General features: G+C 48.0%; 21 protein-coding genes. 15 read left to right on the top strand and 6 right to left on the bottom strand.

Annotation, left to right across the window (positions count from 1 at the left end):
- The first annotated feature begins 158 nt into the window (after positions 1-158).
- Positions 159-1,136: a 50S ribosomal protein L11 methyltransferase gene (gene prmA, locus H8710_RS10755; RefSeq protein WP_249295549.1), complete on the top strand. Its 978-nt coding sequence runs from the start codon at positions 159-161 to the stop codon at positions 1,134-1,136.
- Positions 1,137-1,162: 26 nt separating this feature from the next.
- Here prmA and H8710_RS10750 read toward each other — a convergent pair whose 3' ends face one another.
- The 4 genes from H8710_RS10750 to H8710_RS10735 all read right to left on the bottom strand — a co-directional run bounded on the left by H8710_RS10750 (position 1,163) and on the right by H8710_RS10735 (position 5,256).
- Positions 1,163-2,254 carry an LCP family protein gene (locus H8710_RS10750; RefSeq protein ID WP_249295548.1) on the bottom strand — a complete coding sequence of 364 codons (1,092 nt, stop codon included), beginning with the start codon at positions 2,252-2,254 and terminating at the stop codon, positions 1,163-1,165.
- Positions 2,255-2,320: 66 nt separating this feature from the next.
- On the bottom strand, positions 2,321-3,217 hold the full coding sequence (locus H8710_RS10745; RefSeq protein WP_249295544.1) for an AraC family transcriptional regulator: 897 nt from the start codon (positions 3,215-3,217) through the stop codon (positions 2,321-2,323).
- 122 nt (positions 3,218-3,339) lie between these two features.
- Positions 3,340-4,176 carry a Gfo/Idh/MocA family oxidoreductase gene (locus H8710_RS10740; RefSeq protein ID WP_249295542.1) on the bottom strand — a complete coding sequence of 279 codons (837 nt, stop codon included), beginning with the start codon at positions 4,174-4,176 and terminating at the stop codon, positions 3,340-3,342.
- 15 nt (positions 4,177-4,191) lie between these two features.
- Entirely contained in the window at positions 4,192-5,256 is a 1,065-nt protein-coding gene (locus tag H8710_RS10735; protein WP_249295536.1) for a Gfo/Idh/MocA family protein, read from the bottom strand.
- Between the two features lie 343 nt (positions 5,257-5,599).
- Between H8710_RS10735 and H8710_RS10730 the strand changes: the two genes are divergently transcribed.
- Both H8710_RS10730 and H8710_RS10725 read left to right on the top strand, forming a co-directional pair.
- Positions 5,600-5,761 (top strand): hypothetical protein, encoded by a 162-nt coding sequence (locus H8710_RS10730; RefSeq protein ID WP_249295534.1) that lies wholly within the window; start codon positions 5,600-5,602, stop codon positions 5,759-5,761.
- 252 nt (positions 5,762-6,013) lie between these two features.
- On the top strand, positions 6,014-6,892 hold the full coding sequence (locus H8710_RS10725; protein ID WP_249295532.1) for an MBL fold metallo-hydrolase: 879 nt from the start codon (positions 6,014-6,016) through the stop codon (positions 6,890-6,892).
- A gap of 45 nt (positions 6,893-6,937) precedes the next feature.
- Here H8710_RS10725 and H8710_RS10720 read toward each other — a convergent pair whose 3' ends face one another.
- Positions 6,938-7,141, bottom strand: a complete 204-nt coding sequence (locus tag H8710_RS10720; RefSeq protein WP_249295528.1) for an alpha/beta-type small acid-soluble spore protein — start codon at positions 7,139-7,141, stop codon at positions 6,938-6,940.
- 96 nt (positions 7,142-7,237) lie between these two features.
- Entirely contained in the window at positions 7,238-7,765 is a 528-nt protein-coding gene (locus tag H8710_RS10715) for a hypothetical protein (protein WP_249295525.1), read from the bottom strand.
- 316 nt (positions 7,766-8,081) lie between these two features.
- Between H8710_RS10715 and ylxM the strand changes: the two genes are divergently transcribed.
- From ylxM to H8710_RS10655, 12 genes are all read left to right on the top strand, one after another.
- Positions 8,082-8,456, top strand: coding sequence for a YlxM family DNA-binding protein (ylxM, locus tag H8710_RS10710; RefSeq protein ID WP_249295520.1), 375 nt, complete (start codon positions 8,082-8,084; stop codon positions 8,454-8,456).
- Between the two features lie 34 nt (positions 8,457-8,490).
- Positions 8,491-9,819, top strand: a complete 1,329-nt coding sequence (ffh, locus tag H8710_RS10705) for a signal recognition particle protein (RefSeq protein ID WP_249295517.1) — start codon at positions 8,491-8,493, stop codon at positions 9,817-9,819.
- A 68-nt stretch (positions 9,820-9,887) separates the two neighbouring features.
- Positions 9,888-10,130, top strand: coding sequence for a 30S ribosomal protein S16 (gene rpsP / locus H8710_RS10700; RefSeq protein ID WP_249295515.1), 243 nt, complete (start codon positions 9,888-9,890; stop codon positions 10,128-10,130).
- 173 nt (positions 10,131-10,303) lie between these two features.
- Complete coding sequence (locus H8710_RS10695) at positions 10,304-10,537, top strand: KH domain-containing protein (RefSeq protein ID WP_249295513.1); 234 nt, start codon at positions 10,304-10,306, stop codon at positions 10,535-10,537.
- Positions 10,538-10,744: 207 nt separating this feature from the next.
- A complete protein-coding gene (rimM, locus tag H8710_RS10690; protein WP_249295512.1) occupies positions 10,745-11,251 on the top strand; it encodes a ribosome maturation factor RimM in 507 nt (168 codons plus the stop codon).
- On the top strand, positions 11,247-11,936 hold the full coding sequence (gene trmD, locus H8710_RS10685; RefSeq protein ID WP_249295715.1) for a tRNA (guanosine(37)-N1)-methyltransferase TrmD: 690 nt from the start codon (positions 11,247-11,249) through the stop codon (positions 11,934-11,936). The genes rimM and trmD overlap by 5 nt, the downstream gene beginning before the upstream one ends.
- Positions 11,937-12,187: 251 nt before the next feature.
- Positions 12,188-12,451: an HPr family phosphocarrier protein gene (locus H8710_RS10680; protein ID WP_249295511.1), complete on the top strand. Its 264-nt coding sequence runs from the start codon at positions 12,188-12,190 to the stop codon at positions 12,449-12,451.
- 75 nt (positions 12,452-12,526) lie between these two features.
- Positions 12,527-14,338, top strand: coding sequence for an excinuclease ABC subunit UvrC (gene uvrC, locus H8710_RS10675; protein ID WP_249295510.1), 1,812 nt, complete (start codon positions 12,527-12,529; stop codon positions 14,336-14,338).
- A 14-nt stretch (positions 14,339-14,352) separates the two neighbouring features.
- Positions 14,353-15,012 (top strand): HD domain-containing protein, encoded by a 660-nt coding sequence (locus H8710_RS10670; RefSeq protein WP_249295509.1) that lies wholly within the window; start codon positions 14,353-14,355, stop codon positions 15,010-15,012.
- Positions 15,013-15,336: 324 nt separating this feature from the next.
- Entirely contained in the window at positions 15,337-15,831 is a 495-nt protein-coding gene (purE, locus tag H8710_RS10665; RefSeq protein WP_249295508.1) for a 5-(carboxyamino)imidazole ribonucleotide mutase, read from the top strand.
- A gap of 28 nt (positions 15,832-15,859) precedes the next feature.
- Positions 15,860-16,570 (top strand): phosphoribosylaminoimidazolesuccinocarboxamide synthase, encoded by a 711-nt coding sequence (gene purC / locus H8710_RS10660; protein WP_249295507.1) that lies wholly within the window; start codon positions 15,860-15,862, stop codon positions 16,568-16,570.
- Positions 16,571-16,624: 54 nt separating this feature from the next.
- Positions 16,625-18,034 (top strand): amidophosphoribosyltransferase, encoded by a 1,410-nt coding sequence (locus H8710_RS10655; protein WP_249295506.1) that lies wholly within the window; start codon positions 16,625-16,627, stop codon positions 18,032-18,034.
- The last annotated feature ends 193 nt before the right edge of the window (positions 18,035-18,227 follow it).

Raw genomic sequence — 18,227 nt, 5'->3', positions numbered from 1 at the left:
AATTATTCAGTAACAATCCACAAAATTTCCGTGAAAAAATTAACGATGCCGCTGTAATGAATAACCAAAACTCGAATGAGTAAAAATGCGGCTTTTTCTTGTACTTCTCAGCCTTTTCTGGTATGATAATCACAATGAAATAAAAAAGGAGACTTATAATGAATTGGGCAGAAGTAAGCATTGAAACCTCCACCCAGGGAATCGAAATTCTAACCGGTTTTCTCATGGTTCACGGCGTAAACTGCGTCATGATCGAAGATGCAGACGATTTTAATGCCTTCCTAAACGACACTACCATACACTGGGACTATGTGGATGAAGAACTGATGAAGATGCAGCATTGCACCACCAAAATAAAATTTTATCTGGCGGATAATCCCCAGGGGTTTGAAATCCTAAATCAAATTAAGGCAGATCTCCAGTATCTCCAAAAGGACTACGATTTTGATTTAGGGACGCTTCAAACCAGTATCGTCTATAAAGAGGAAGAGGAGTGGGAGACTGCCTGGAAAAAATATTACCATCCCATTTCCATCAGCGACCGTTTGGTAATTGTTCCCGAATGGGAGGATTTCCAAGGGAAAGACGGTCAAAAAATTCTTCGCCTCAACCCGGGAATGGCCTTTGGAACTGGGGGACACCACACTACCCGACTCTGCCTGACCATGTTGGATGAATTGTCCCCATCTGGGAAAGATGTACTGGACATGGGCTGCGGCAGCGGTATTTTGTCTATTGCGGCGCTACTGCTGGGAGCGAATACTGTCACTGCTATCGACATCGACCAGCTCGCCACCAAAATCTCCCATGAAAATGCTGCACTTAACAGCGTCGACAAGGAAAATTTCACCGTATACTGCGGCAATATTTTGGAAGACACCGTCCTAGCGGATACCATCGGCCAAAGGCCTTATGACATTATCGTCGCTAACATTGTAGCTGATGTTATTATCGCAATGGCCCCGCTGTTCCAACGCTTTATCAAGGAAGATGGCCTGTTGATCGTCTCCGGAATTATCCAAAGCCGCGCCCATGAGGTAACAGATCAGTTGGAAGCTGTGGGCTTTTCCGTTGAAGAATTGCGGGAAGACAACGACTGGGTCGCCGCAATCTGCAGGCTTAAAGAACACCTATAAATATCGAATCAAGAAAAGCGCCAGGTTTATCCGGCGCTTTGTGTTTTTTTATTGCCAACATTCGATTTTTGCCCTTGTTGGGAACCGCTGCCAGAGGACGTATCCGGCTCATTACGCTCTGCAAATGGATCTTCGTCGTCAAAGATAAACTGATGCATATGATCCTTGGTCAGTTCAATGTCCAAGTTGAGATAATCAGTACCGTTAACCCGGATGGTCCCGTCTTTTCCGATCAAATCTCTGCTGTCGGGAAACCGCATTTCCTCAAAAGTGACATCCCGCAGCATGATCCCGCCCAAATCCATAATTTCACCGATACTGAGCGACGTCTCGATACAGGGGAGAAGCTTTTTGGCAAAGCCAGGATAATCCAGGGGGTTCATTTTTTTCACTTTCTCAAATATCTGCCGCAAAACTTCCCGCTGACGGCTGGTGCGCTGAAAATCCGCGTTACCAACATAACGAATGCGGGCATAAGCCACCGCCTGAGTGCCGTTTAAGGTCTGAAGCCCGGCGGAACCGATGTAGTCCGGCGGAAGGCCCGCCACCTCCGATTGTTCCCAGATGCTCCGATTGGCATCCTTGCGCTCCGCCTCAGAGAGTTCAATGTCGACGCCGCCCACCGAATCCACTATCTGTGCCATCTGGTTGAAATTCACCGTGGCATACTCTCGGATATTCAAATCAAAATTCTGGTTCAAAGTCTTGACCGCCAACTCCGGGCCCCCATAAAAATAAGCATGGGCAATTTTGTCTTTTCCGTGGTCATCGATGGGAACGTAGCTGTCCCTCATCACTGTAGAGAGCTTCAATTTGTTGTTTTGCTTGTCCACCGTAAGCACCATGATTGCGTCGGAACGAAAGGCGGTTTCACCCTCACGCTCATCTACGCCAAAGAGGGCGATATTGGTGATGGAATGATCATTTTTATCATCGTTAAGCTGCTCTCCGCTGGAGGAAAGCCCTAAATTATCAGGATTTAATTCCCGGTATCTATATTGAAAAATCTGCACGAAGTAAATCACAGCACAGGCAACGCCGGCAAGGACGCACATCAACAGAAAAGCCACCACGATATTTTTTACTTTCAGCCGCCGTCTGCGCTTTTTTGCTGGCATAAAATCACGATCCTTTTATGATGTTTTAAATAGGCTTTTTTAGTATAGCACAGCACAATTGCATTTTCAATCCTGCCGCTCCTCCAAATCCCGGGCATATTGTGAGGGGGAGACACCCGCGATCCGTTTAAAAATCCGGCTGAAGGACTGTACAGAATCAAAATGAAGCTTTTCTGCAATTTCAGTCATCGACAGTCCGCTGCTTTTAATCAGCTCTACGGCGTTTTCAATTTTTTTCTCGTTCAGGTAGTGCTGCAGTGTCATACCGGTACGGGCATGGAAGACTCGGGAAAGATAACTGGAGCTATAGCAGAGATCTCGGCAGATGGTGCCGACATTATCGATATCGTAAATGTTGTTGTCGACATACTGGATAACCCGGTATACTGTCCCGCCAACACTAATTCCTTTACGGGAAGGCTCAACAGGACGCCCCGGTAACTGCCAGGTGCGGTAAAGCAGGCAGAGAATCTGGAAAACATAGGCATTGACCATTTCTTCCGAAAAATCCGTACCGTTATAAAACTCATTAACCAGTTTGGAAAGATAGAAAGATATGCCTAAGCGATCCTGCATCAACGGTTTTTCCATCGGCTTCTCAAAAAACTCCAAAATGGGCAGAAAATGCTCAGCCACCTCAGCGGAAAATTTCCATCCCATATAAAGAAAACGAAGTGGCGCAGTATCCGACGACACGATTGTATGAAAATCTCCGGGAACATTGATAAAAATGTCCCCCTCTTTTACAGGATATTTTTTGCCATCCCGATAATTATATCCCTCTCCGCCGATAAAACAACTCAACTCATAACAAAACTGTTTATGGCCTAGAACGGTATAACCCGGTTCACAGCTCATTTCTCCGCATTGATACATGGTAAGGATATCAAATTTTTTGGGATTTTCGAAAATATCAAAGCTACAGTGAAACTGCTTTCCGTATTCCATAGATTTTTTATCCATAATGCGGCCTCCCGCCCCAGCGCACCAAATAAATCTTTTTCTTATCATACCATATTACATAGTGGACAGGCAAGAAAAAAGGCCTGGAAATTCCAGACCTTTTCAATGAAATTTACGAAATTTTAAGATAAATGCACCCAAGTGCCAGGCCAGTTGACAGCATTGATGCCAAATTCACGGAGTTTGGCAATCAAAATGGTTTCTTCTTCTGGAACTGGAGGCTGGGCTGTATCAAAAAACTGGAGCAACGCAGGAACAAACCGTTCAAAATATTCAGAGCAGGAAGGAATATTGATAAACGTTCCGTCATCTTTGGCAGCACGTACACTAAAAGGACAGTCCCAGCCGTACTGGCCCATTACAGCAGAGCGGTTCCCCGCAAACTGAATAATGAACTGGGGGCAGTTCTCGGTGCCCATAAACATTACCCGCTCAGCCTTTGTTCCCATGAGCTGGACAATCATTTCCAATTGATGAATTGCATAATTGGAAATTACGCCGGGACCCGTAGTGGCTAAAGTGCGGATTCCCTCTTTAGAAATACCGTCCAGTTCTTTGGTAAAACGGAGGGCAGAAGTAGAAAACATCGGAGTGTGGTACTGCTCAGCCAATTGGAACAGTGCCTCAGCGGTCTTATAGTCCGGGGCAAAAGTTTTGTCCACGTATGTGGGTTTTCCGCTGCGAAGAGGGAGTTGGCAGAGTTCCCAGTGCATCTCTGGATTGTCCGGAGACAGCACCATGAGCACGTCGCTCTGAGCAATGACTTTCTCAATAGTCTTACAATGTTCAACGCCAAACTTTTTGCACCAATCCTCAGAGCTTAGGCCCTGCGGTGCGTCTATTTTTCCATACGCAAAAGCGACTTCATACCCACCCTTTGATTCGTCGTGAATCCACTGAGGCAGGTGGTTCGCATGCCACTCATCCAGAAAATAGTCGATGATGCCAATTTTTTTCATAAGCGCCATCTCCTCCTAGTCCAAGAAAGAAACTTCCTTGTGAGCTTCTGACGAATCGTAAAGGCCTTGCATCATCTTTGCAGTAATGGCAACGGTGTCAATGTGGGAGGGAAGCTTCTCGCCGGTCTGAATGCAGCGGATAAAGGCATTGATTTCATTTTGGAAAGCGTCTTCCATTTTGTAGTTGGGGATAATTTCATAGAGGGATTTGCCCTTGGCCGAGTAAATTTTAAAGGTGGAGCCATATTGGAGCCGGATACCTGCTTTGTCACCGATGAAGTCGACATAGCACTCGTCTTCACCAATATTTTGGGCCCAGGCTCCGTTTAATGTGATGGTGGGGCCTTCGGTGCGGACCATGCCGGTGATAAAGTCATCAACGTCATACGTCCCATTGGGATCGGGTTCGCTGGCCCACATGCTGATATAAGAATACTCCGGAATGTTGCGTCCCAATTTGCAGTAAGCCTCACCAGAAACGGTGAGAGGCTGAGGATCCCCCAAACAATACATAATCAAATCGAGATAATGAACGCCCCAATCGATCAAAACGCCGCCGCCGGAAATTTCTTTGGTGGTAAACATTCCGCCCAATCCAGGAATGGAACGGTGAGCCCGGAAACTGGCGTATACGTGGTATACTTCACCCAAGTCTCCTCTGTCAATCATATCTTTAATCATGTTGACACTGGTGTTAAAGCGGTTGACGACACCGATGTTTAGCACCTTACCGGTTTCATGCTGGACTTTCTGCATTTCCAGAGCCTCTGCATAAGTGCGGGCCGCAGGTTTTTCACAGAGCACATTTTTGCCCGCACGCAAAAAGTCAATGGAAATCTGGTTATGTAAATTGTTTGGAGTACACACGGATACCGCCTGTACTTCGTCGTCATTTAAGATATCGTGGTAGTCTACGACAGCGGTGCCGACTCCGTGCTTTTTCACTTTTTCCTCGGCTCTCTCCGGAATGATATCACAAAAATACTTGATTTCCACGTCTGGGTTGTTCAGGTAGGATGGAATGTGTGCGTTGGTTGCAATAGTGCCGCAGCCAATAATGGCAACTTTGATTTTAGCCATAACAAAGGCCCCTTTCAAAATGTTGGTATAGAAGATTATTAGGGATACGAATTCATTCAAAGTATAGTATAAAACTGCAAGTGGTACAAGGCTCCTATTTGCCTATTTTTTTGTCCTGATTTGACTTTTAGGGCGGTTGCAAGGACCTTTGCAGTGTGGTAGAATAAAAGACATCAATAATCATTTGACTAGATGGATAAATATTGATTAGGTTGAGGGACGAGCAAGCAATCTGAAAATTAAAATATACTAATCATAGGTTTTTTCTGTCATCTAAAGGAAGGCTCAAATTTGCAGTGAATGCTGGGAACTACAGCAAAATAAATATGGAATGGGGATTTCTATGAAAAAGTGGGAACGCCCGCAGGTTATGCGTCTCGTCGCCGGGCTGGGCGGAGGAATCGTTGTCGGACTTATCTTGGGTTTATTGTTTCATAATATGGGACTTTTTCTGCCCTTAGGCGGCATTGCCGGCATGTGCGTTGCCGTAGTTTATAAAAAATAGCCATTCTACTCAACTACAGTGGGTACGTCCTCTGCTATTTTTTGTTACATTCAAGGTAGAAAATCTCCGATTTCCCTCTTGTAATAAAAAATAGTATATTAGCGGGCATTTTATGCCCGCAGCATGCCTGATGGTATTGGCATATACAATCCGCAATACAGACTGCAACTATTTTTTGCCATTTGCTTTGTAAAAGGCAGTAAAAAAGCAAAAGGTTCCGTACGGTATTTTAGCAAGAGGGAGGAAATCCATATGTACGAACTGATTTCAGTGGGGGAACGCACCTATTATATCAACAGTCCCGCCAAAATGGGCCTTTTCCTGCTGGATGAGGGCCATGTGTGCCTCATCGACAGCGGAAACGACAAAGACGCCGGAAAAAAGGTCAACAAAATTTTAGAAGAGCATCATTGGAAATTAGCCCTCATCATCAATACCCACTCCAATGCCGACCACATCGGGGGCAACCGCTTTCTGCAGGAAAAAACTGGCTGCCGGATTCTTTCTACCGGTTTGGAAAATGCTTTCATTCGCTACCCTCACATGGAGCCATCCCTTATTTATGGAGGTTATCCATGCAGAGAGCTACGAGGTAAATTTATGATTGCTCCGGTCAGTGAACCTTCGGGGACGGTAGACGACGGGCTGCCGGACGGGCTTTCGTATTTCCGGCTACCTGGGCATTTTCTGAACATGATCGGTGTCCGTACCTCTGATGATGTTTGTTTTATTGCCGACTGCCTCTCCAGTAAAACAGTACTTGAAAAATATCACATTCCTTTTATTTATGATGTAAAAGCCTATCTTGAAACTCTTACCATCGTAGAACAGATGGAGGCAAAATGGTTTGTTCCGGCTCATGCGGAAGCAACAAACGACATCGGTGCTTTAACTGCACTCAATCGAAACAAAGTGGAGGAAGTCGCAAACCAGATCCTTTTGTTTTGCAGAACACCGATTGCTTTTGAGGAGCTTTTAAAAAATCTATTTGACCATTACCAGTTGACAATGAATTTTGAACAATATGCATTGGTAGGCAGCACGGTGCGCTCCTATCTATCCTGGCTCTACGACGATGGCAAATTATCTGCTGAGTTTAAAGAAAATCGTCTCCTATGGAAAATGATATGAAAAAGCCTCCGCTTTTTGCGGAGGCTTTTTCAGTAAAATTAAAACTTATTTGAGGCCGTTTTCGTAAGCTTCAATCATTTTCTTAACCATCTGACCGCCTACAGAACCAGCTTCTCTGGAGGTCAAATCGCCGTTGTAACCCTGTTTCAGGTTAACGCCGACTTCGCTTGCAGCTTCCATTTTGAATTTTTCCATAGCTTCTTTAGCCTGAGGAACCATAATGCTGTTACCGTTGTTATTGCTAGACATAATATTAACACTCCTTAAATTCTTTTTTCATTTGCGTTTGCAGTAGTATTGTTTGCCGATCCGTCTGCTTTATAACTGGTAAAATTTTGATTTCTATTACTGTTTTTGGGCGCTTATGGTCTCTGTTAAAATTAGGCTCGCCATATAGGAAAGCAGGGTAAAATCATCGGTTTTAGGAGGAAAGGTGATTGGCACCTCCATAGGTTCAATGGTGTGCCCATAGACACTTTTGACGCTTCGCATCAAAGCCACTACTGCACTTTCCTCCTCCTTACTGGAAAAGGTAAAAGTATCTTTAGAAGAAAGCCCGCAGGTGATCACCGGTATCTGGGCTTTGGCCAAGGATTTCAGCTGTCGTTCATCATCGGAGGCGGCTATGACAATCGTTCCTGCCGGAAGGGGTTCAGGCAGTTTTGTGTGGGGAGTTAGAACACTGATACAGTGGTCAGCACGGCAATAGGAAAGTGCCGACAGACTAAAAAGCATGAGGTTTTTGCCTTGTCCTATCGAAAAGATGCCGTCCTCGGAAAACGCCGTCAGGCAGTAGTGTTCTGACAAATTTTCGATAAAAAACCGCTCAAGATATCGGTTGTGATGCTGCCCCAGCAGGATAATCTTCACCAAAGTGCATCCGCCCTTTCCAATTTGAACTTTTTTATGGATTACTTGATAGGGTTTCCTTTTTTTCACAAAAAATAAATAAAAAAAAGAGAAATATTTTTGCGGTCTGTAAAGGAAATCACTTGACAGATAAGCGGAACTTGTGTATAATAGGTTTTTGTAAAGGAAAAAAGTTTACACCTGTCGCAAAAAATCAGAAAGAGGGATGTTTGAAAGATCAATTCTTTCAAACCCGTTTTGCGGTTTTCGCCTCCGTATATCAATGGCGACGGTTTGCTTTGCAAACCAACCGCAATTCCGAAGAAAGGTAGTCATAAAAATGAGTAAAGATTTGCATTTTTCGGTACTTTTGGATTTTTACGGCGAGATGCTCACCGATAAACAGAAAGACGTCATTGAGCTCTATTACAATCAGGACCTTTCCTTGGCGGAAATTTCTGAGCACGAGGGCATTACGAGACAGGGTGTCCGGGACAACATTAAGCGCGGTGAAGCCTATTTAACGGAACTGGAAGAAAGGCTCCACTTTGCGGAAAAAATAACCCGCCTGATGCAGGTAGTGGAACGAGTCACCGAACTCTGCGGAGATATTGAGCGCACCAACGAAGGATTCACTTCGTCGGCGGCTATCGAGGAAGATTCCATTGCCATCCGAACCATGTTAAATGATTATATCGACGACAACTTTTCATAATACATCACGTATAGCCCGTTAGGAGGGATTGCAGTTGGCATTTGAAAGCCTTGCAGACAAACTGTCCGCAGCGTTCAAAAAACTCAAGAGCAAAGGCAAACTAAATGAAACCGACATCAAGGAAGCCATGCGGGAAGTAAAGCTCGCCCTTCTGGAAGCGGACGTAAACTATAAAGTCGTCAAGGATTTTGTCAAAAATGTCAGCGAGCGTGCAGTAGGGCAGGAGGTTTTGGAAAGCCTCACCCCCGCCCAACAGGTTATCAAAATCGTAAATGAGGAATTGACAGCGTTGATGGGCGGGCAAAACGCCCGGCTGGTATTTCCGTCGAAGCCTCCTTGCATCGTGTTGATGTGCGGCTTACAGGGAAGCGGTAAAACCACCCACTCGGCAAAGCTGGCAAAATATTTTAAGGGCCAGGGCAGACGTCCTCTCTTAGTTGCCTGTGACGTCTACCGCCCCGCCGCCATCGAGCAGCTGAAAATCGTCGGCGAAAAGGCCGGCGCCACCGTTTTTGAAATGGGGCAGGGTGACCCGGTGAAAATCGCGTCGGAAGGCGTCAAATACGCCAAAGACCACGGTCACGATCTGGTCATCATCGACACCGCCGGCCGGCTCCACATCGACGAAAAGCTGATGGAAGAGCTGAAAAACATCGAGAAAACCGTTGTTCCCAACGAAATTTTGCTGGTAGTCGACGCCATGACCGGTCAGGACGCCGTCAACGTGGCAGACACCTTTAACAAGGCGCTTCCCATTACCGGCGTCATCCTCACAAAGCTTGACTCCGACACTCGCGGCGGCGCAGCGATCTCTGTCTTGCAGGTCACTGGCAAGCCCATCAAATTCTCCGGTATCGGCGAAAAAATCGACGACCTGGAGCCCTTCCATCCCGAGCGAATGGCGTCACGGATTCTGGGGATGGGCGACGTTTTGACCCTTATCGAAAAGGCCCAGGACGCGGTGGACGAAAAAGAAGCCGCTGAGCTTGCCAAAAAGATGAAGGAAAACAGCTTCGATATGAACGATTTATTGGATCAGCTGCGGCAGATCCGCAAGATGGGTTCTTTGAGGCAGATTGTTTCGATGCTCCCCGGCGTGGGCAACAAAATAGATGAAATGAATTTAGACGACAATCAGTTTACCCGCATCGAGGCCATGATTACCTCGATGACCAAGGCGGAACGGGCTAAACCGTCCATCATTAACCCCAGCCGGAAGCGGCGCATTGCCGCCGGAAGCGGCACCGAGGTCCAGGACGTGAACCGTCTGCTCAAACAGTTTGAGCAGATGAAGCAGATGATGAAAAAGCTGGGCGGCGGCAAAAAAGGCAAACGCCGGATGCGGCTTCCCCCCATGATGTAATTTTAGGTTACACTCCGTCCGGATTTACGGCGGGCTGTAGATAGAGAGTAATTTTAGGAGGTGTTCAAATGGCTGTTAAAATCAGACTGCGCAGAATGGGTGCGAAAAAAGCTCCCTTTTACCGTATCGTTGTTGCGGATTCCAGATATCCCAGAGACGGCAGATTCATCGAGGAGATCGGTACCTACGATCCCACCAAAAACCCCAGTGTCATCAATGTAGACGTTGAGAAAGCAAACAAATGGATTGCCAACGGTGCTCAGCCCACCGATACCGTCAAGAAAATCTTGAAAATCGGCGCTGAAAAGTAATTTTTGGCGGCTGCGGTTCATCCCGGCTGTCGGGATACCAGCGACAGGATACCGTGCTTTAAGCACGGTATTTTCGGATTGTACGAAAATTTTACCAGTGACCGCAAAGGAGGAGTTTTGCGCCATTGCCGCACAAAACCTTCCAAAACGTCCAGAAAGGAATGCTGATTTTTATGCAGGATTTATTGATCGCTCTGGCCAAAGGATTGGTCGAGGATAAAGACGCTGTCAAAGTTTCCGTCGACGAGCCCAACGAGGAAGGCGTTATTGTGTACCACTTAAACGTCGCCCCCGACGATATGGGCCGCGTCATCGGCAAGCAGGGGAGAATCGCCAAGGCCATCCGCGTGGTGATGCGTTCCTGCGCTGCACAGCGCAACGAAAAAATCATGGTCGAAATCGACTGATGCCCTTCCCGCCTGAATTTACAGGCGGGAATTTTTCACCGAAAAAACGAGCGGCTTTTGTCCCGTTGACAAAAGCCGCCTTTCAATGATAGAATGCAGGTAAATAATGATAGATACGGCAGTTTGGAAGGATACTTTCAAACTCGGACGTTTGCGTTTTCGCCAAATAGGCGGCACACAAATGCCCAGAAAGGATTGTTTATTTTGATGGGAAAAGATTTGTTGGAACTGGGAAAAGTGGTGGCGATTCACGCGCTCAAAGGGGAGATTCGTCTCCAGCCATGGTGCGACACCCCCGATTTCGCCGCCGGGTTCAAAAAGGTCTATCTGGACGGTGAGCCTATTAAGGTGCGCTCCGCCCGGCCCCATAAAAATATCGTCATTATGCAGCTAGATGGAATCAACACCCCGGAAGCCGCTCAGGCGCTGGTCAACAAATTGCTGTACATCTCCCGCGACCAGGTGAAGCTTCCGAAGGGGACTTATTTTGTTGCTGACCTGATCGGCCTCAAGGTCGTCGATGCCGACGATGAAAACATTGTGTACGGAGAGCTCACCGAAGTGAGCCCCACTGGCGCCAACGACGTGTACCACATCCGGTTTGCCGACGGGAAAACCCGTTATATCCCCGCCATACCTCAGGTGGTAATACAAACTGATTTGAAAAATGGTATCATGAAAATCCGTCCGTTGGAGGGGCTGTTCGATGATTAGGATCGACGTAGCAACTCTGTTTCCCGAAATGTGTGAAGCGGTTCTCCAAACTAGTATTATCGGACGGGCCCGCAAAAACAACCTGGTGGAGATTTACTGCCACAATATTCGGGACTATTCTCCTGACTCAAAGCACCATCGGGTGGATGATTCCCCTTACGGCGGCGGCAAAGGGATGGTCATGCAGCCGGAGCCTATTTACCGCTGTTATCTGGATATAGTACGGCAGACCCAGTCGATCCCCCATGTCATCTACCTTTCCCCTCAAGGGAAAACCCTCAACCAGCAAAAAGCACTGGCTTTGCGAGAGGTGCCGCATCTGTTTCTGCTCTGCGGGCATTATGAAGGGGTAGACGAACGGATCATCGAACGCATCGTCGACGAGGAAATTTCCATTGGAGACTATGTGCTCACCGGTGGGGAATTAGGGGCGCTGGTGCTCATTGACAGCGTGGTGCGGCTCTGTGATGGAGTTTTGGCGGCCGACGAATGCTTTGAGAAAGAAAGCCACATGGACGGCCTGCTAGAATACCCCCAATACACTCGCCCCGAAGAGTGGGACAGCTTGAGAGTGCCCGACGTGCTCCTCTCGGGCCATCACGCCAATATCAATGCCTGGCGGAACGAACAGTCCCTCCTCCGTACCCGAGAAAAACGACCGGATTTGCTGGAAAAGAAGGATTGAGTCTGCCTTGGGTCTGGTTGTCCTTTGGGGATTGTGGAAAATCGGTTTAAAAAAATTGGCAATTCTGCACAAATATGTGGAAAACTATTATGTAGATTTTACGCAGTCGCCGAATTTTCAGGAAAGACGCGTTTTCCGCGATAAATTTTGTTGACTCCCCTTTTTGCCGTGGTATAATATAGATAATTTGAATGGAAACGGTATCCAATGGAATTTGATAGAAATTTTCAAGTAGTTTAGGAGAGTATTATATGTACATTAAAGATGTAACCGTCAAGAATCATGTCGGCCTCCACGCCCGTCCTGCCACCTTCTTTATCCAGAGAGCCAACGAGTACAAATCCTCCGTCTGGGTGGAAAAAGACGAGCGCAGAGTCAACGCCAAGAGTCTGCTGGGCGTTCTTTCTCTGGGCATCATAGGCGGCACCGACATTCGGATCATCGCGGACGGCCCCGACGAGCAGGAAGCGGTCGACGCTTTGGTAAAACTCGTTGAATCCGCTTTTGCAGAATAATTTTTTATGACATCAGGCGCTGCCGTTTTGGCGGCGCTGTTTCTTTTTTCTTCTATATCAAAACGAGGTTAATAGATGGATATTGAACAACTGAAGCAAAAAGCCCTCAGCCTGACTATGCAGCCCGGCGTCTACCTGATGAAGGATAAGCAAGGAGAAATCATCTATGTAGGAAAGGCCAAGGCTCTAAAAAACCGGGTGGTCAGCTATTTTCGCCAGAATTCTTCCCACAACGAAAAGGTGCGGAAGATGGTTTCGATGGTCAACGACTTCGACTACATCGTCACCGCCAGCGAGTTTGAGGCCCTGGTGCTGGAGTGCAGCCTCATCAAACATTATGATCCGAAATACAACATTCTTTTAAAAGACGACAAGGGCTATCACTATATCCACATTTCGGACGAGGAGTACCCCCGCATCTCTGCCGCCTTACAAAAAACCGGCAGCGGCACTTATCTGGGGCCTTACACCAGCGGCTTTGTAGTGAAACAGACGGTTGAACAGGTCAACAAAATTTTCCGTCTGCCCACCTGTTCCCGAAAATTTCCCCAGGATTTCCGCAAAGGGCGGCCCTGCCTCAATTTTCATATCAAGCAGTGCATCGGCCTCTGTCAGGGAAGGATGTCCAAAGATGAATACCACGCCCTCTTGGAAGACGCCATGGACTATATCCGCAGCGGCGGCAGCGTCAATGTGGATAAAATGCGGGAAGAGATGGAAACAGCGGCGGAGAATCTGGAATTTGAAAAGGCAGCTCGCCTCCGGGACCGCATCAACGCCATTGTCAAGGTGGGAGACACCCAGGTGGTTCTCCTCCCTGAAAACCGGTCCATGGACGTGTGGGGCTTTGTCAAAAATCATCTGATGGCCTGCTGTGTGGTACTGAAATTCAGAGAAGGCAGGCTTTCCGACAAAGAAAATTTTGTTTTTGATGAAGTGTACGATATAAAAGATGTACGGGATGAATTTATGACCCGGTATTACGCAAATACGCAGGATTTTCCCAAAGCAGTGGTCCTCGACGAGGAAGTGGAGGACATGGATCTGTTCCAGCAGTTTTTGCGCCATCGGAGTTCCCATGCGGTTACCGTGTCCGTTCCTCAGAAGGGCGAACGCAAAAAGCTGATCGAAATGGCCTATAATAACGCTGCGGAGCAGCTTTCCCTCAAAGTCCAGCGCACCGGCCGAGAGGTGGCAGCGCTGGAAGAACTGGGACGGCTGCTGGGACTTTCAAGCACTCCTTATTATATCGAAGCCTACGATATTTCAAACTGGGGAGAGACTGCCCGAGTGGGCGGCATGATCGTCTTTGAAAACGGCAGGCCCCTAAAGAGCGATTACAAGCGGTTCGCCATCAAGGACGTGGCAGGGCAGGACGACTATGCCTCCATGCAGGAGGTGCTGAGACGGCGGTTTACCCGGTATCTGGAAAATGACCCGGCCTTTTCCCGGCTGCCCGACCTGATTCTGCTGGACGGAGGCAAAGGCCATGTGGCGGCGGTGGAGCCGTTGCTCAAAGAACTGGGCATCGATGTGCCCCTGTTCGGCATGGTTAAGGACAGTCGCCACCGCACGAGAGCCATCACCGGGGAGGGCGGCGAAATTGCCATTTCTACTGTGAAATCGGCCTTTACGTTAGTAACAAACATCCAAGACGAGGTGCACCGGTTCGCCATCGCCTATCAGCGGACGCTCCACAAAAAAGTTACCTATGAAAGCGAACTGCGTAAGGTCAAAGGCATTGGAGGGGCCAAAGTCAAAGCGCTGATGAAGGAATTTCGCACCAAAAAACGACTCAAAGAGGCGTCCCCCAACGAGCTGCGGCAGGTCGCGAAAATTTCAGAAGAAACCGCCGGAGAACTTTACCGGGCGATTCAGGAACTGTAGAGAAAGGAAACAGCATGATTACATTTCACCAAATCAAAAACAATCCCCAAATCAAGACCTATATTCAGAAAGCTGATGAAGCGCTGATCGCGTTGGGGTACACCGAGCACAGCTTCGCCCACGTGACCAAGGTGGCGGAAAAAGCGGGGCAGATCCTTGAAGAGCTCCAATATTCCCATCGGGAGGCAGAGCTTGCACGAATCGCCGGATATCTCCATGACATCGGCAATATCGTCAACCGCATCGATCATGCCCAGAGCGGCGCCGTTATGGCGTTTCGTCTGTTGGACAAGCTGGGGATGCCTGCCGACGAAATTGCCACCGTGATAAGCGCCATCGGAAACCACGACGAAGGCACCGCCATGCCGGTGAATCCTGTGGCTGCGGCGCTCATTTTGGCAGATAAGACCGATGTACGCCGTTCCCGTGTCCGCAATTCCGACTTTGCCACCTTTGACATCCACGATCGGGTCAACTACGCCGTCGAGCACGCCTATGCAGACATCACCGAAGACCATGAGCGTTTTTTGCTGGCTATTACCATTGACACTGAAATGTCCGCAGTCATGGATTACTTTGAAATTTTTCTCGACCGGATGGTCCTCTGCCGCAAGGCCGCCGACAAATTAGAGCTTAAGTTTCAACTGGTCATCAACGGACAGGTACTGCTTTAATTCCACAGTACGAGGACAGCTCTGGAAATCATATCCACTATGCACAAAAGGAATGGGTTTAACTAGTGCGATTTGTGGATTTTTGGTTCTTGAAAAGACAGTGATTTTGCATTATTATAGTAATATAAATGACTATGCGGAAAAATGAGGTGCACAGATGATAATTTTGTCGAATGGGCCTTGCGGCGCTGGCAAAAGCTCTTCCATGGGGGGATCCCATCCCGCCGGGATAAGTGCGCACTTCCGCGTCTATTAATAAGCATAAGGGGCAGGCTGCGATGATTTCGCGGCTTTTTTGTTTTTTAGGAGAAAGGGAGAATAAAAATGCTGAAAAAAGTTGCAGTCATCATGGGCAGCGACAGCGATTGGGACATTGTCAAAAAGGCTGTCGATTGTCTGAAGGAATACGGCATAGAGACCGAGGTTCATGTTATGTCCGCTCACCGCACCCCTGCAGAGGCCTGTGCTTTTGCAAAAGAAGCAAAGAAAAACGGATTTGGCGTCATCATCGCCGCTGCTGGTATGGCGGCCCATCTGGGCGGCGTTTTGGCTGCTCACACCACACTGCCGGTCATCGGCATCCCCATCAAATCCTCGTTTGACGGATTGGACGCCCTGCTGGCGACTGTCCAGATGCCCTCCGGAATCCCAGTAGCAACCGTTGCCGTCAATGGCGCAAAAAACGCCGCCATTTTAGCTCTCGAAATATTGGCAGTCAGCGATGAACCCTTAAGTGAAAAACTAGAGAAAATGAAAGAGGATATGGCGGAGGAAGTCCGAAAAAAAGACGCAAAGCTTCAACAGGAAGTCAACAAATAAAGGTTTTTTGGGAAAGGTGAAGGACATTATGGAAAAATTGGAACAGCTCTATGAGGGAAAAGCAAAAAAAGTTTTTAAAACTGACGAACCAGAACTCTATATCGTCGACTATAAAGACGACGCCACCGCGCTAAACGGTCTAAAAAAAGGAACCATCCACAACAAAGGCATCATCAACAACCGAGTGACCAACCACCTGATGAAACTTTTAGAGGCAGACGGCGTTCCCACCCATTTTGTAGAGGAGCTCTCCGACCGGGAGACGCTGGTCAAAAAAGTGACCATTATTCCGCTTGAAGTTATCGTCAGAAATATCGCCGCCGGTTCCCTTTCCAAACGTCTGGGCCTGCCGGAAGGCGCCAAGCTTCAGTCCACCGTTTTGGAATTCTGCTACAAAGATGACGCTCTGGGTGACCCCATGGTCAATGAATACCACATCGCCGCTCTTGGCGTTGCCACGAAAGAAGAACTGGGTAAAATCGCCGAGTATTCCTTCCACGTCAACCGCTTCCTCACCGACTACCTGAAAGACGTGGGCATCGAGCTCATTGACTTTAAGCTGGAATTCGGTAAAACCACTGACGGCACTATTGTTTTGGCGGACGAAATCTCCCCCGACACCTGCCGTTTCTGGGACAGTAAGACCCATGAAAAGCTGGATAAGGACCGCTTCCGCAGAGATATGGGCGGCGAAGAAGACGCTTATAAGGAAATCATGAAACGCCTATTGGGCGAATAATCATCGTACTTCGCCCGCGATATCCGTGGGCAATCGGAACAGGAGGAATCACTTTTGGGCGGATTTTTTGGCGTCGTTTCACGGGAAGACTGTGTGACAGACCTGTTTTTCGGAGTGGATTACCACTCCCATCTGGGGACAAGACGCGGCGGTATGGCGGTCTATTCCAAAGAGGCCGGCTTTCAGCGCGCTATTCACAACATTGAAAATTCCCCATTTCGTACCAAGTTTGAAAAAGATATAAATGAAATGGCCGGCATGATGGGGATCGGCTGTATCAGCGACAACGAGCCTCAGCCCCTCATTGTCCGCTCTCATCTGGGCAATTATGCCATCACGACGGTGGGGCGTATCAATAATGAGACAGAACTGATCAGCAGCGCTTTTCAGAAGGGGAGCACCCATTTTCTCGAAATGAGCGGCGGCAAAGTGAACGCAACCGAGCTGGTCGCTTCTCTCATCAACCAGAAAGACAGCATTCCGGAGGGAATACGATACGCTCAGGAGCAAGTCGACGGCTCTATGTCGATGCTGCTGCTCACCAAAGATGGCATCTACGCCGCCCGGGATAAAATGGGCCGGACACCAGTGATTTTGGGCCGGAAGGATGGGGCCCGCTGTGCTTCCTTTGAGTCCTTTTCTTACCTAAATCTTGGCTATGAGCTGGATCGGGAACTGGGGCCTGGTGAAATCGTCCTGATAAATTCGGATCAAGTCCAGATTCTCCGAAAACCGGACAAGCAGATGAAAATCTGCGCCTTCCTCTGGACCTATTACGGCTATCCCACCTCCAGCTACGAAAATGTAAACGTGGAAGAAATGCGGTACCGCTGCGGTGAAATTCTGGCGGAGAATGATCAGTACAAAGGCATTGACTATATCGCTGGTATCCCCGATTCCGGCGTTCCTCACGCCATCGGATATGCAAATCAATCCGGTATCCCTTTTGCGCGGCCTTTTATCAAATATACCCCCACTTGGCCCAGAAGTTTTATGCCGACAAATCAGTCGATGAGAAACCTGGTAGCCCGGATGAAGCTGATTCCAGTGGACGCCCTTATCCGCGGCAAAAGCCTTCTTTTTATAGATGACTCCATCGTCCGCGGCACCCAGATGGGCGAAACCGTCGATTTTCTCTACAACAGCGGCGCCAAGGAAGTACACATTCGCTCCGCCTGCCCGCCGATTATGTTCGGCTGCAAATACCTGAATTTTTCTCGGAGTACTTCGGAGATGGAGCTGATTACCCGCCGGGTGATTGCCGAGCTGGAAGGCGAGGGCGCTTTAGAGCACTTAGGCGAATACTGTGACGATAAGACCGAGCGGTATCAAAAAATGGTTCAGAAAATTGGCGAAAAGCTGGACTTTACCACCCTCCGTTATCAAACATTGGATGGAATGCTTAAAGCCATCGGACTGCCTCGCGACCAGGTCTGCACCTATTGCTGGAGCGGCCAGGAATAAAATCATGGAACTGAATCCGTCGCTTGGCGGTGAAACATTGGAAAAATCTCCGGAACAGCAAATCTATCCCGGAGATTTCCACATCCCGGAGTCTGTTTAAAATATAACATCGAGCCGCCCACTATCCGGGAAATTGCGGTTTTCGAAAAGGATAAAAGAAAAGCTTTGTTTATGCTTTTCATTATTAAACACA

Source organism: Fumia xinanensis (assembly GCF_014384905.1).
Lineage (GTDB): Bacteria > Bacillota > Clostridia > Oscillospirales > Ruminococcaceae > Fumia > Fumia xinanensis.
Note: the sequence above shows the minus strand (reverse complement) of the source record. Positions and strands in the feature narration are given on the sequence as shown.

Bases quoted from the DNA above. Each gene is read 5' to 3' on its own strand.
- H8710_RS10720 (WP_249295528.1), bottom strand. From the start codon at position 7,141: ATGTCTAGCAATAACAACGGTAACAGCATTATGGTTCCTCAGGCTAAA.
- prmA (WP_249295549.1), top strand. From the start codon at position 159: ATGAATTGGGCAGAAGTAAGCATTGAAACCTCCACCCAGGGAATCGAA.
- H8710_RS10730 (WP_249295534.1), top strand. From the start codon at position 5,600: ATGAAAAAGTGGGAACGCCCGCAGGTTATGCGTCTCGTCGCCGGGCTG.
- purE (WP_249295508.1), top strand. From the start codon at position 15,337: ATGCTGAAAAAAGTTGCAGTCATCATGGGCAGCGACAGCGATTGGGAC.
- rimM (WP_249295512.1), top strand. From the start codon at position 10,745: ATGGGAAAAGATTTGTTGGAACTGGGAAAAGTGGTGGCGATTCACGCG.
- H8710_RS10750 (WP_249295548.1), bottom strand. From the start codon at position 2,254: ATGCCAGCAAAAAAGCGCAGACGGCGGCTGAAAGTAAAAAATATCGTG.
- H8710_RS10735 (WP_249295536.1), bottom strand. From the start codon at position 5,256: ATGGCTAAAATCAAAGTTGCCATTATTGGCTGCGGCACTATTGCAACC.
- H8710_RS10680 (WP_249295511.1), top strand. From the start codon at position 12,188: ATGTACATTAAAGATGTAACCGTCAAGAATCATGTCGGCCTCCACGCC.
- H8710_RS10745 (WP_249295544.1), bottom strand. From the start codon at position 3,217: ATGGATAAAAAATCTATGGAATACGGAAAGCAGTTTCACTGTAGCTTT.
- purC (WP_249295507.1), top strand. From the start codon at position 15,860: ATGGAAAAATTGGAACAGCTCTATGAGGGAAAAGCAAAAAAAGTTTTT.
- H8710_RS10695 (WP_249295513.1), top strand. From the start codon at position 10,304: ATGCAGGATTTATTGATCGCTCTGGCCAAAGGATTGGTCGAGGATAAA.
- ylxM (WP_249295520.1), top strand. From the start codon at position 8,082: ATGAGTAAAGATTTGCATTTTTCGGTACTTTTGGATTTTTACGGCGAG.
- uvrC (WP_249295510.1), top strand. From the start codon at position 12,527: ATGGATATTGAACAACTGAAGCAAAAAGCCCTCAGCCTGACTATGCAG.
- rpsP (WP_249295515.1), top strand. From the start codon at position 9,888: ATGGCTGTTAAAATCAGACTGCGCAGAATGGGTGCGAAAAAAGCTCCC.
- H8710_RS10670 (WP_249295509.1), top strand. From the start codon at position 14,353: ATGATTACATTTCACCAAATCAAAAACAATCCCCAAATCAAGACCTAT.
- H8710_RS10740 (WP_249295542.1), bottom strand. From the start codon at position 4,176: ATGAAAAAAATTGGCATCATCGACTATTTTCTGGATGAGTGGCATGCG.
- H8710_RS10725 (WP_249295532.1), top strand. From the start codon at position 6,014: ATGTACGAACTGATTTCAGTGGGGGAACGCACCTATTATATCAACAGT.